The organism is Pseudomonas sp. LD120 (genome assembly GCF_009861525.1).
In the GTDB taxonomy this organism is placed as follows: Bacteria; Pseudomonadota; Gammaproteobacteria; order Pseudomonadales; family Pseudomonadaceae; genus Aquipseudomonas.
The window spans coordinates 246,630-259,349 of record NZ_WVHL01000002.1 but is presented as its reverse complement, the minus strand read 5'-3'; the positions used below and the strand labels follow the sequence as shown (position 1 = coordinate 259,349).

Below are 12,720 nucleotides of genomic sequence, written 5' to 3'. Positions count from 1 at the left end.
TGCGGTCCTTGCTCATGCACCTTTATTCCGTGTCGGGGCCTGATACTGACGGCTCATGCTCAAGCCGCCATAGGGCATCACCGCCGGTTTGACCGGCTCTGGTGCCTGGGACTGCTGGGCGCCGGACAACGCCTTGAGCACTTCCTGGCTGGGGCCGAAAGCCTGCAAGCGGCCGTCATTGAGCACCAGCAGCTTGTCGGCCAAGGCCAGCACCGATGAGCGATGAGTCACCAGCACCACGCTGGTGCCGCGAGCCTTGAGCTGGGCAATGGCCGCAGCCAGGGCACTCTCGCCCACGGTGTCAAGGTTGGAATTGGGCTCATCCAGCACCACCAGGCTCGGGTTGCCATAGAGCGCTCGGGCCAGGGCTACCCGCTGCTTCTGGCCACCGGACAAGCCGCTGCCGTCGTCGCCAAGCACCGTGTCGTAACCCTGGGGCAGGCGCAGGATCAACTCATGCACCCCGGCCAGTTGCGCCGCCTGGACCACCCATTCCGGGTCGGCCTGGCGAAAGCGCGCAATATTCTCGGCGATGCTGCCGGTGAACAGTTCGATGTCTTGGGGCAAGTAGCCGATATAGGGGCCCAGTTCATCCCGGTTCCAGCGATGAATGTCCGCGCCGTCCAGGCGCACGGTGCCGGCCAGGGTTGGCCAGACGCCCACCAACACCCGAGCCAGAGTCGACTTGCCGGAGCCGGACGCCCCCAGCACCCCGAGTACCTCGCCAGCATCGATGCTGAAGCTCGCCTGCTGCAGCGTGGCCACCCGGCGCCCGGGCGGCCCGGCGCTGACCTGCTCGAAACTGACCTGCCCCTTGGGCGGCGGCAATGACATGGCGGTATCGCTGGGTGGGAACTCGCGTAACAACGCATCCAGGCGCCCATATGCCAGCTTGGCCGCACTCCACTGCTTCCACACCGCGATCAACTGGTCGATGGGACTCAGCACCCGGCCCATGAGGATCGACCCGGCAATCATCATCCCCGCCGTCATGTCCCCCTTGATCACCAGCAAGGCGCCCAAGCCCAGTACCAGAGACTGCAGACACAGCCGCAAGGTTTTGCTCAAAGAACTGATCACCGACCCGGTATCGCTGGCCTGATTCTGCAAGCCGAGAAAACGTGAATGCACGGCGAACCAACGTTTGCGCAACGCGCCGAGCATGCCCATCGCCTGAATGGTTTCGGCATTGTGCAGATGACTGGTGGCCAGTTGCGTGGATCGTTGCGAGTAACCGCTGGCTTGCGCCAAGGACTTCCTGGTCATGGCTTCGTTCAGGTACGCCAGTGCGATCAGCAGCACCGCGCCCGCCGTGGCAAATACACCAAGCCAGACGTTGAAGGCATAGATCACTAACAAGTAGATCGGGAACCACGGCGCGTCGAAGAACGCAAACAGCGCGGGCCCGGTGAGAAACTGTCGGATATGGGTCAGATCCCCCAGCGACTGCCCGGCGTGACCTTCGCCGCGAGACAGATTGCGCTCGAACGCCGCCTGATAAACCCGCAGGTTGAAACGGCGCTCCAACTGGCTGCCAATGCGGATGACAATAAAGCTGCGCAGCACTTCCAACAGGCCGATAAACACAAAAAAGCCCACGACCATCAGTGACAGCATCACCAGGGTGGTTTCATTCTGCGATGAGAGCACCCGGTCGTAGACCTGCAGCATATAAATCGAAGGCACCAGCATCAGCAGGTTAATCAATGCGGTGAAACAACCAACACTGATAAGAATGCCTTTATATTCGCCCAGTGCTTTAAACAGTGGTGCAGGATGAGTGCTCTTCAACATCTTCAACGTTTTCCCTGAACTGACCATCCACGCGTGGCGCGCCCTTATACGGCCCGACTAATAATCACGCGTGCTGCTTAGCGGATAAAATCTGCGAACGCACTCGAGCCGGACATCTGTCATTAACAGCGATCCGACATGTAACAGCACTTTGCGAAAGTGGCAAGATAGTGGCCGCTTAGTATTGAACGAAGATCATCCGCCGCGAATTAGCGTGCACGCTGCAAAACAATCAAGCCGTTGTTTTTCAGGTGAGCCTCGTAAAGTCCTTCTTTTTCTCGGCTGAAAAAAATAATCCTTGATCCTTCCCGTCCAGTAATGGCGATGCCATCGGGCTCCGGAAACCAACCTACCGCGGCCTCGCCGATCCATGTCGACAAGCAGTCGGCGCCCTCACCCAGGGCAGCGTTTGGCAACAGGTCCAGGAGGCAAGTGCTCTCCGGCGCGGCCGTTTGCTGCACCTGCCAGTGTCCAACCAGTTCCGAAGGGTCCGCCAAGCGCAGGCTACTTGCCATGGTTGTTGCTCCATAAAACATCATCAGCGTTAACAGCAGCCAAGTGGCCGCCTTGTAACTCAAGGTGCGTGGGGTCATAGGGTGCTCCATCTGCAGGCTAGACTCGCTCAACCCCGGGGCCAATGCAAGAACGCAAGGCGCCGCATCGGCGGCGCCTTGCGCCTGCGTTACCTAGGCGATGATGTCGCTGACTGCTGCCTGGCCAACGGTGCTGACCAGAAAATCCGCCACGCCGTGCCCGGAGAAGTCCACCGCCAAGGTGCTGACCCCGCCCGAGGTACTGAGGATGGCATCACCCGCTGCACCGCTGAAGGCGTTGACGAAGTGCAGTCCCGCCCCCTGGGTGATTGCACTCAGATCAATCTTGTCCAGGCCACTGACAAAATCCATGATCTGGTCGGCCGCACCTGGCTTGGAGTCAGAACTGGCGGCAAACACAAAGGTGTCCGCGCCCGAACCGCCCCAGAGCTTATCCGCGCCACCGGCCCCATAGATGATGTCGTTACCGGCCCCGCCCTTGAGCTCATTCGCGGCACTGTTACCAATCAGCAAGTCATTGCCCGACCCACCGATGGCGTTTTCCACGGTCACGCCCTGAGCGATGGACACGTTACCCACCATGCCGCCAACGTCGGAGAACGAGGCATCATTGAGGTTGATCTTCTGGCTCTGAGTAAAACCTGAAAAATCCAGGGTGTCGTTGCCGCCGCCGTCCCACACCGAGAACACCAGTTTGTCGGTGGAGGCGCTGGCGCTGTAGAAATCACGCCCGGCATTGGCGTTGAAACCGTAGGTGGTATCACCGGCTCGGGTACTGTAGTTGGCGCCATAGAGCTTCTGGATGGCGGCGATATCGTCCATCAGCGGGCCGGACGAATAGGCCTCGACCCCGCCCTTGCTGAAGTTCTGGCTGGTATTGCTTTCACTCCAGTAGCTCATGACGCTGTAGCCACGGGTGTCCTCGCCGTAGCTGGCGTCCTTGTAGGTGGGATAGCCTTCGCCGGCGTTGTAGTCGCCAGGGTGAGCCAGGCCCAGGGTGTGACCGATTTCATGGGTCAGGGTCTGACGGCCATAGTTGTTCAGATCGGGGTTCTTGTTCTGGGTGTAACGGCTATTGATCAGGTACCACGACGTGCCGTCGTAACCGGCCCCCGTGCCTGGCAGGTAAGCGAATGCCGCCGCACCGTCCTGGCCACTGCTGTAGTTGCCGAACGTCATGTGCCCGTCCCCTCCCGAGGTTTTCTCGGTAAAGACAACGTTGGCCACATCGGCCCAGGACTGCATGGCCAGTACGGCCTGGGCCTTCTGCTGGGCGCTGAACTGGCTGAACCCGGAGATACCATGTTTGTTCATGGTGCTCCAGGAGGCCGAGGTCAGGAAAGTATAGGTCAGGTCGATCTTGCCGTTAGCGTTCAGGTCCTTGTAGGCCGCGCCGTCACGCAACAGCTGCGTGGCGGCCTGATCGACCGAAAACGAGGGTTTGCCATTGACCGTGAGATCACCGCCACGATCGTATTGATGACTGAAACTGTTGATCTGGTTATATGCCGAACTTGCTGCAGCCAGCGGCACCAGTTGTTGTTCGGCAGATGCAATAGCGTCTTCTGTAACTTTCGACATAAACACACTTCCTTGTAATTAATGGAACAGCTTTTGTCCGATAGCGACAATCCCTGGCGAGATCGTCCTATCACTCGCCCTACGCAGGCGAAAGCAAGCTGACACATTCTGAAATCAAACGTCCACTACTTTTTTGACGTCAATTTCCACTGTTCCGGCGAACTCCAGCAAACAATGATCGCGCTGTCGAAAGAATCTTTTACAACGGCTGACTTGGTCGAATTGTCCAACAATCTACAATTTAATTATTAAATATCCTTATAAACAGTTGTGCCAATCACGTCGCCTTTCTTAGTCCGTTAACTTCTGTTCCAACCGGTTAGTTCCAATGCTTCAAGCAAGACTTGCGGGGTCAGCGCCGGCACCTGCACACCCTCGGCCGACATCATCGGCCTGGCCGCCAGCATGGCGTTGATGATGGCCTCCTCCACCGCCTCGGCGGCGGCGCTGAACAACGGCGAGATGTGATCGTTGTTGAGCATCGCCAGCGGCGTCGTCAGCGCCAGGCCCTGGCGATCATAATCGGCGCAGGGCAAGTCCTGGTTTCCCGTGGCAAAGGCCAAAAAAATATCGCCACTGGAGTCCTCGGTGCCGCCGCCGGTGCGGGCAATACCGATAGACGCCCGCTGAGCCAGGCGCTGACATTGATGAGGTAGCAACGGCGCATCAGTGGCCAGAATCACCACGATCGATCCCATGCCAGGAGTGCCACGTTCGGCAAAGGGCGAAGCAATGTGCCCCAGACGGCGCCCCACCGGGTATCCGTCCACCCGGAGTTCCTCGCGCTTACCATGGTTGGCCTGGACCAGCGCACCGACGGTATAACCGCCCTGCTGCGCCGCAAGCCGGCGTGACGCGGTGCCGATACCGCCCTTGAACTCATGACAGATCATTCCGGTGCCGCCCCCCACCGCGCCCTCCGCCACTGGCCCGGATTCGGCGCTGGCCATGGCTTCGAGCACCTGCTGCGGGCCGACATGCTGCCCCCAAATGTCATTCAGCAAACCGTCATAGGTTTCCATCACCACCGGCATGCACCAATACACCGCAGGGTCCTCAAGGGCTTCACGCTCCAGAGCGATCAAGGCATCGCGCACCACCCCGACACTGTGGGTGTTGGTGATGGCCAGCGGCGTGGTCAGGGTTCCGGCTTCGCGTATCCACTCCAGGCCCGTGGCGTCGCCATTGCCGTTGAGCACGTGACAACCGGCAAAACAGGGTTGCTGGCGCGCGTGCCCGGCCCGGGGCTGGATCAGCGTAACCCCGGTACGCACCTGTTTGCCCGCCACGGTGGTGTTCAGGGTGCTGTGCCCAACTCGCACCCCAGGCACATCGGTGATCGCATTCAACGGGCCCGGCGCTCCCAGACCCAGGCGGATACCCAATTGACGTGCTCGCATAACCACTCCTTACAGTTTTTGAAACGCCGGGCTATACCGGCCATTAGTGCCATAGAGAATCACCGACAGCGCCAGCAGTCCGATGATCACAATGACGTCGCGAAGGGAAGCCTCAAGGAACAGATTGATCAGCAGATACCCCGCGCCAATCACCGCCAGCAGTGCCGGCACTGGCCACAGGGGCATGCGATAGGGATGCTCGCGGTCGCGCAGCAGTACCCGGCTCATCAACGCGCTGAGGGCAACGATCAGGTACACCAGCATGATCAGCAGCACACTGAAAGAGGTCAGGTCCGCCAGATTCGAGCTAAAACTGAGTATCGCCGAAGGCACCGCCAGGAACAGCGTAGCCAGCCATGGCGAGTCCCAGCGCGGATGAATCCGTGTGAACAAACGGTTGATGGTAGGGGTCCACAAGGCATCGCGGCCGCTGCTGAACACCACCCGGCCGATCTGGATCACGATGGCGACAATGGCATTGAACACCGACAGAAAGATCCCACCGCTGACCACCCGAGCGAGGGTTTCATTGCCATGGCTGGTGAGCAGATAGCCGATGGGATCGGGACTGGCGAGCATCGCACTCAAGGACGGCGCGCCAATCAACAATGCAGTGAGCGGCACCAGTTCGATGATCACCACCAGCACCAGGGACCACAACACCGCCTTGTGCACGCCACGGCCCTTGCACTTCATGTCTTCAGCCAGCAGTACCGCCGGTCCGTAGCCGTTGTAGGAAAACAAGCCGATACCCACCGCTCCGATCACCAAGGCCCAGGGCGCCATCTGCAGCACGCCCTGGTCAACAATCTGCGGGTGCAGAAGAATGCTCAGCGGTTGCGTGGCATTGCCAAACCCCAGCCAGACAATCACCAGCAACGCCGCGACTTCCAGCAGCAGGCAGGTGCCGGTGATCCAGGCATTGAGCTTGATATTGAGAATGCCCAGCAGATAGCTGCCGACGACAATCACCAGGGCTACGGTCTGGGAATCGAAATTCGTGCCCAGCGCATTGTTCAAGTAGGTGGCAGCCCCAGTGGCCAGTACCGGAGGAATGAACAGCAGCATCACCAGCACCGTGAGGAAAGTGGCATAACCCGCCATGCCGCCGAACACACGCTTGGCGTACACGTATTCGCCACCCGCGCTGTTATGGGCCCGGCCCAGTTCGGCGTAGCAAAAGGCGAACATCAGTGCCAGCAAGCCGGCCATGACGAACGCCAGGAACACCCCGCTGCCAGCCTGATGGATGGCAAAGGGCGCGATCACGAATACCGAACTGGCGGGGGTCACACCGGAGACGGTGATGGCCACCACGTCGAACACACTCAATGTGGGTTTCAACGCGCCGTCGGGCGTAGAGGGAGAGCTCATATCGTTATCCTCGTGTTTATTGTTGGTCTGAGGCAGAAACGAAATTCATCGGGCGGGTGCGTTCTGGGTCGCACTTGATGGGCCTCACTCTAGGCAGTTGCAACGCGTCGACCAATTCCCCTATTGGAGTACTCCTCTTGACGGCGCTGGATAAATCAACGAAACCGTGCTTCGACACTTTCGGTGAATCAGTGGAGCAAGGCCTTTGACTAATTTGTTCAGGGAAGTCGGGATGCATGCTGGCCTGGGGCGCACCCTCACGCTGATCGGCAATCCACGGTTCTGGAAACAACTGATCCTGCTATTGCACCAGGTCACACCCTTCGACAACGCCCTGGCAATCTTCTACCCAACGGACGCACCGCCCCGAGCCCTTGAGGAGTATGACGCCGAGCCCAACAGCAAGCCGGCGTCGATGCTCACCTACCTCAACGGCCTGTACCTGCTGGACCCGTTTTTTCAGGCCTGCCGCGAGGGCTATCCCAGTGGTTTGTATCGCGTGGAAGAGGTAGCCCCGGACCACTTCCGCCAGAGCGAGTACTTTCTCAGCTATTTCCACGACAACGTCCTGGAAGACGAGGTGCAATTCATCCTGCAACTGCCGGGTGCCGGCACCCTGTCCCTGTCACTGGGCAGCCAGCGCATTTTCAACAGTGAGGAAATTGGCCAGTTGACCACCTTCTCCGCCTGGGTACTGCCACTGATGCAACAGCATTGGCAGCACAGCCAGGCACGTTCCCTGGGGGCGGCAACCGAAGAAATGGCCAGTCAGATCCGCGACGCCCTGAGCCATTTTGGTAGCGCCGTACTTTCAGAGCGTGAGTTGGAAATCGCTCGGCTGATCCTTCGTGGCTTCTCCTCCAAAGCCATGGCCGAGCGCCTGAAAATATCGCCGGACACTATCAAAGTGCATCGCCGGCACCTCTACGCCAAGCTGGATATTTCCAGCCAGCCAGAATTGTTTTCACTGTTTATCCAGTCCCTCGGGCATGACCTGGAAGCCCCCTGAAACCACTGCCCTGATGGCCACTAAGCGTTCAGCGAACGAGCCCTGAAGTCACGCGGCGATTGTTCAAAATACTTCTTGAAGGTACGGCTGAAGTGCGCCGAGTCGGTGAACCCCCATTTGAAGGCGATGTCGGTGATCGACTCATTGCGCAGATGCGGATTGCTCAGGTCGGCAGCGCTGCGCTTGAGCCGTGAGCGCTGGATGAACCGGCACACGCTGTCTCCTTGCTCTTCAAACAGCCGATACAGCTGACGCACCGAAATATTCAGTTGCCCGGCCAGGGACACCGGAGTCAAGCTCGGCTCGTTAAGGGATTGATTGATCAACTGCCGGGCCTGATCACGCAGGCATTGACCATGCAGGTTGTCGTCAAAGCCATCCAGGGTGCTGGCCGTCTGACGCAGGGTCGGCCCAAGCAAGGCGATCAGGGCCTCTTGCAGGGCCTGACCCTCGTGCTGCGCCGCACACCCCTGCAGATCGCCGGCGCAGATCTGCTCCACCAGCAAACGCATCAGGCGACCACTGGCGCAGTTTTGCGACAACTTGCCGAACTTGCGCTGCGGGGTCGGCAGATGCCGGTAAACCTCTTCCCGGCTCAGGTGGAACGAGGCGTGCTCGATCAGGCCGTGGGGCACGATTTCACAGGCACCGGCCGAATCCAGCAACGCCATGTCGCCGGGAGCCAGCTCAATACTCTCGCCATCCTGGCTCAGGCGAGCGTGGCCACTGCGCTGGATGATCAGGAAACAATGGCGATCGTCCTCGTGGTCGACCTTGGTGCTCTGACGGGAGATCAGCCCGGCATTGGTGCGGATCTGCGCCACCTCCAGCCCGGCATAATCCTGTAGACCCACTTCACCGATAAACAAGGCGGGATTGCGCGCCGGGCGCGCGTCGAATCGACCGCAGACACCCTGCAGGGCACCTACCCAGGAACTGAAACTATGCGAAGCAAGCACTGTGCACCTCCATAAGCCGGTTCAGGCCGCCTTTGTTGTTATGGCGATATCATTAACATGTTATCTATTTGCCAGGCAAGGAGCCTGACAGCATGGATAGTCTGTTATGGCTTAAGCAGGGTGTATGCCAGTGCTTACGGTTATGTCGGTCAGAATTCTCGTAGAAGCTTGTACAACTCAGTGAAGCTGCCCAACAGCGCCGCCCGCTGTTGGACACTCAAGCGGATGTAGCGCCTGAACCCCGGTAAACGATTGACCACCTCGCTGGCGCCAAAGTGTTCAAGGCGCACTTGCCAGCCCTGCTCATCCCGCCACAGCTCAAGGTGCTTGAAGTCCAGCGGCAGCAGCCGCTCCAGCAACGACTGATCACTGCACAGCTTCTGCAGCAAGGGCGCCCATTGCTCTGCCTCCCCCGCAAGCAGTCGCGCGGCGACGCCCTGTCGACGAATCGCCCCGGTGTGGCGCAGGCCGATCCGCGCTTGCCCGGGACGCTCGCAGGGCACCCGCAGACGCCACTCACAGACCACGATATGCATCAGGAACTGCGCCTGGGGACGCTCCCGCACTTCGAACTCCAGAGCGCTTTGCGGGCAGTGGAAAACACCCAGCCCAGCAGAGCGAGGGGTGAAATCCAGGCCCGCCAGATCCCGCCGCACCTGACCCAGGGTGACCCCCGGGCGATAGCCCGAAGGTGCCCGGTGCCAGAATTCAAAGAGGTTTTGTCGCCAGCTTGAAAGACTCATCAGACGGGTTCTCCCGAGGGCTTGGTACTTCATCCGGCGACAGGCTCAGCGCCTGTTCCAGCACCTCCTCCACCGGCACCGGACGAAACGGATTGACCTTCTGTACCAGCAAGGTCCAGACCAGGGCGTAGATAGCGGTCAGGCCCAACATGCTGCCGAAGGGCACATAGATATCCCGTGGATTCATCCCGGGGGGAGTGATGAACCACATGCCCAGGACAATCCCCACCGAAGACAGGATCTGCGGCAACGGAAACCATGGCGATTTATAGGCACGCGGCAAATCCGGCCGGCGAATGCGCAACATCACCACCGACAAGGTGACCAGCAGGTAGGCGGTGCTCCAGGCGCAGACCGCCGCCAGCACCAGGTGCATGATGCTGTCGGTGCTGCCACCCAGCCACCAGGCATGCAGGCAGGGAATCAGGACCGCCACGGCGATGCACAGCAGCGGTGTCTTGAAGCGCGGGTGCAGGTAGGTGAAAACCTTGGGTAATGCCCCGTCCAGGGCCATGCCATAGAGAATTCGCGGCAGGCCGGCCATCAACGTGTTGATAGTCGCGGCACCGGCAAACAGCAGGCCGATCCCCAGCCAGATACGGCCGAACGGCCCCATGATCTGCTCGGCGAAATGCGGGATGGCCATCGGCGTATCCAGCAAATGCACGCTGCCATCCGCACTCAGGGCAATGTTTTCCACCTGGCGCTTCATCGCCGCGCCGTAGATGAACATGCACAGTGCAACCCCCGCCAGCCCGAGCGCCATGGCTCGGGGAATGGCCTTGGCGGCCTTGCGTACATCCGGGGTCAAGGGGGTGACGAATTCACAACCGACGAACATGAACATGGCCATGCCCACCAGCGACAGGATGGTCGGTAGATCGGTGCCCACCATCGAGGCACCGAACCAGCCGTCAAGCTCCACCGCTGGCGCCTGGATCACCCCGAGCACGCCGAAGATGATCAACGTGGTCCACATGCCGAAGGTCAGGATCACTTCCGCACGGCTGAATGCGGTGATCCCTACCGCGTTCAGCAAACCGAAGAACAGCACCAGCCCGACACCCACCAGCCAGGCGCTGCCGCTCTGCTCCAGCAGGGTGTTGAGGGATTCGAAATTCACCAGGGCCATGACGCCGCTGAGGATGGTTTCTGCGGTGCCGGCGAACACGTGCACGATCAGGTAGGCGGACAAGGTACCGGTGATGGCGAAGAAGCGTCCCAATCCGCACGCCAGATAGTCATAGACCGAGCCATGGGTCGGCAACAGACAGGCGGCTTCGGCGAAGGTCGTGGATTGCGCCAGCATCATCAGCAGGGCGATCACCATCGCCATGGCAAAAGCGCCGCCGCCGATGCCAAAACCTGTGGTAGCGGTGAGAATCACCGGGCTGGCCATGATCAGGCCCACGGCACTGGCCAGCGCGGTGGGAAAACCAACGACACCTTGATCCAGGTGCCGCTTGAGTCTGTCATTGAGCGACATGGGGTAAACCTCGAAAGCATGGGTTGGTCATTGTTGTTCTAGGCATTTCAAGGGCACGCCTGAATAGCGGCGTAATACTTGGCTGTCTGACGCAGCTAAAATCATGTTCACGTCCTGTACACGCTCGGGGCCTGCGAAGGCGTCCAAGAGACTGGCGACGGTCTCACGGGGCTCTTCGCCGGCCCACCGCCTCCTGCACTAAGCCGGCTGGCGGAGAAGGCGTCCGCGTGGGCCGCGTTCAATAAGCGATGCACACCGACTTGTTCTCGGTATACGCCTCGATGGCCGCATGCCCCATCTCGCGCCCGATACCGGACTGTTTGTAACCGCCGAACGGCATCGACGGGTCCAGCATGTTATGGGTGTTGACCCAGACGGTGCCGGCCTTGATCTGTGGAATCAGTTGCATGACCAGCCCCAGGTCATTGGACCAAATGCTCGCGCCTAGTCCGTATTGATTGTCGTTGGCCAGGGTCACCACCTCATCCAGGGTGTCGAACGGCGTCGCCACCACTACCGGCCCGAAGATTTCTTCACGCAGCAGTTGCGAGTCGGCAGTGACATTGGCCATCACCGTGGGACGCACATAAAACCCCCGATCGCCATGGGCAACACCACCACAGAGCAGTTCGCCGCCCTCCTCGACCCCGCGCGCCACCATCTGCAGCACGCGCTTCTGCTGTTTAGCGGAAATCAGCGGGTTGATCTGCGCCTGCTCATCCAGCCCGGGGCCAATGTTCAGGGACTGGGCAATACCCACCAGCTGCTCCAGCACTTGGGCATAGATCCCACGCTGGATGTACAGCCGTGAGCCGGCGGTGCAGACCTGCCCCTGGTTAAAGAAGATGGCACCAGCCGCTCCAGCGGCGGCGACCTGCGGATCACAATCTTCGAGGACGATTACCGGCGACTTGCCGCCCAATTCCAGGGAAAAGCGGGTCATGTTGTCCACCGCCGCGTGTCCGATCAGCTTGCCGACCTGGGTCGAACCGGTGAACGCCAGCTTGTCGATACCCGGATGGGCCGCCAGCGCCGCCCCGGCTTCGGCTCCACTGCCAGTGACCACGTTGACCACACCCGGGGCGATCCCCGCTTCCAGGCACAGCTGCCCCAGCCGCAGCGCGGTCAGCGGGGTTTCATCGGCGGGTTTGAGCACCACGGTGCAGCCGCAGGCCAGGGCCGGGACAATTTTCCAGATGGCCATCAACAGTGGGAAGTTCCACGGCACGATGGCCCCTACCACCCCCACGGGTTCCGGCACTGTATAGGCCCGGTACTTCGCCCCCGACACCGCCGCGATGGACACCTCCAGGCTCTTGCCTTCGATTTTGGTGGCCCAGCCGGCCATATAGCGAGTGAACTCCGCCGCCGCCCCCACCTCCAAGGCGCGGGCCAGATGAATCGACTGGCCGTTATTGAGGGTTTCCAGCTGTGCCAGCTCCTCGCCATTGGCTTCCAGCAGATCCGCCAGCTTCAACAGCAGGCGCTCTCGATCGGCGGGACGCAACGCCTTCCAGCGGCCTTCGAAGGCCCGACGCGCGGCCCCCACCGCCAGATCCACATCGGCCCGGGCGGCAGCGGCAACCTGGGTCAACTGCTCGCCACTGGCGGGGTCGAACACCGGCATCCGTGCTCCGGAGCGCGCGGGCTGGCTGAGACCGTCGATCAGCAGGCCGTGCTGACTGTCTATGAATGCAGCGACACGTGGGTCGATGGCAACGCTCATCTTGATTCCTCGCAGATTGACCTTGTTCGAGGTGGACTTTGAGCCCAAAGTCGGATGCCGTCTTGATCCTGGCTGCCGTAAAACTTGGCCCTGG

The 12,720-nt window shown here is 60.4% G+C and carries 10 protein-coding genes; 1 reads left to right on the top strand and 9 read right to left on the bottom strand.

Translation table 11 applies throughout. The annotated features are described in order from the left end of the window. Window positions 1–12 precede the first annotated feature (12 nt). The 5 genes from PLD_RS04210 to PLD_RS04190 form a co-directional block, all read right to left on the bottom strand. Complete coding sequence (locus PLD_RS04210) at window positions 13–1,794, bottom strand: type I secretion system permease/ATPase (protein WP_256674541.1); 1,782 nt, start codon at window positions 1,792–1,794, stop codon at window positions 13–15. A 209-nt stretch (window positions 1,795–2,003) separates the two neighbouring features. Continuing rightward, complete coding sequence (locus PLD_RS04205) at window positions 2,004–2,387, bottom strand: AprI/Inh family metalloprotease inhibitor (protein WP_159890112.1); 384 nt, start codon at window positions 2,385–2,387, stop codon at window positions 2,004–2,006. A 93-nt stretch (window positions 2,388–2,480) separates the two neighbouring features. Continuing rightward, window positions 2,481–3,929, bottom strand: a complete 1,449-nt coding sequence (locus PLD_RS04200; RefSeq protein ID WP_159890110.1) for a serralysin family metalloprotease — start codon at window positions 3,927–3,929, stop codon at window positions 2,481–2,483. Window positions 3,930–4,228: 299 nt separating this feature from the next. After that, window positions 4,229–5,329 (bottom strand): P1 family peptidase, encoded by a 1,101-nt coding sequence (locus PLD_RS04195; RefSeq protein WP_159890108.1) that lies wholly within the window; start codon window positions 5,327–5,329, stop codon window positions 4,229–4,231. A 9-nt stretch (window positions 5,330–5,338) separates the two neighbouring features. Next, a complete protein-coding gene (locus tag PLD_RS04190; RefSeq protein WP_159890106.1) occupies window positions 5,339–6,703 on the bottom strand; it encodes an APC family permease in 1,365 nt (454 codons plus the stop codon). 205 nt (window positions 6,704–6,908) lie between these two features. Here PLD_RS04190 and PLD_RS04185 point away from each other — a divergent pair, with 205 nt between their 5' ends. After that, a complete protein-coding gene (locus tag PLD_RS04185) occupies window positions 6,909–7,712 on the top strand; it encodes a helix-turn-helix transcriptional regulator (protein WP_159890104.1) in 804 nt (267 codons plus the stop codon). 20 nt (window positions 7,713–7,732) lie between these two features. Here the strand turns inward: PLD_RS04185 and feaR are convergent, their stop codons facing one another. The 4 genes from feaR to PLD_RS04165 form a co-directional block, all read right to left on the bottom strand. Beyond that, window positions 7,733–8,671 (bottom strand): transcriptional regulator FeaR, encoded by a 939-nt coding sequence (gene feaR, locus PLD_RS04180; RefSeq protein ID WP_159890102.1) that lies wholly within the window; start codon window positions 8,669–8,671, stop codon window positions 7,733–7,735. A gap of 149 nt (window positions 8,672–8,820) precedes the next feature. After that, window positions 8,821–9,414 (bottom strand): DUF3156 family protein, encoded by a 594-nt coding sequence (locus PLD_RS04175; protein WP_159890100.1) that lies wholly within the window; start codon window positions 9,412–9,414, stop codon window positions 8,821–8,823. After that, window positions 9,380–10,900, bottom strand: a complete 1,521-nt coding sequence (locus PLD_RS04170) for an APC family permease (RefSeq protein WP_159890098.1) — start codon at window positions 10,898–10,900, stop codon at window positions 9,380–9,382. The genes PLD_RS04175 and PLD_RS04170 overlap by 35 nt, the downstream gene beginning before the upstream one ends. A gap of 238 nt (window positions 10,901–11,138) precedes the next feature. Beyond that, complete coding sequence (locus tag PLD_RS04165) at window positions 11,139–12,626, bottom strand: aldehyde dehydrogenase (RefSeq protein WP_159890096.1); 1,488 nt, start codon at window positions 12,624–12,626, stop codon at window positions 11,139–11,141. Window positions 12,627–12,720 lie beyond the last annotated feature (94 nt).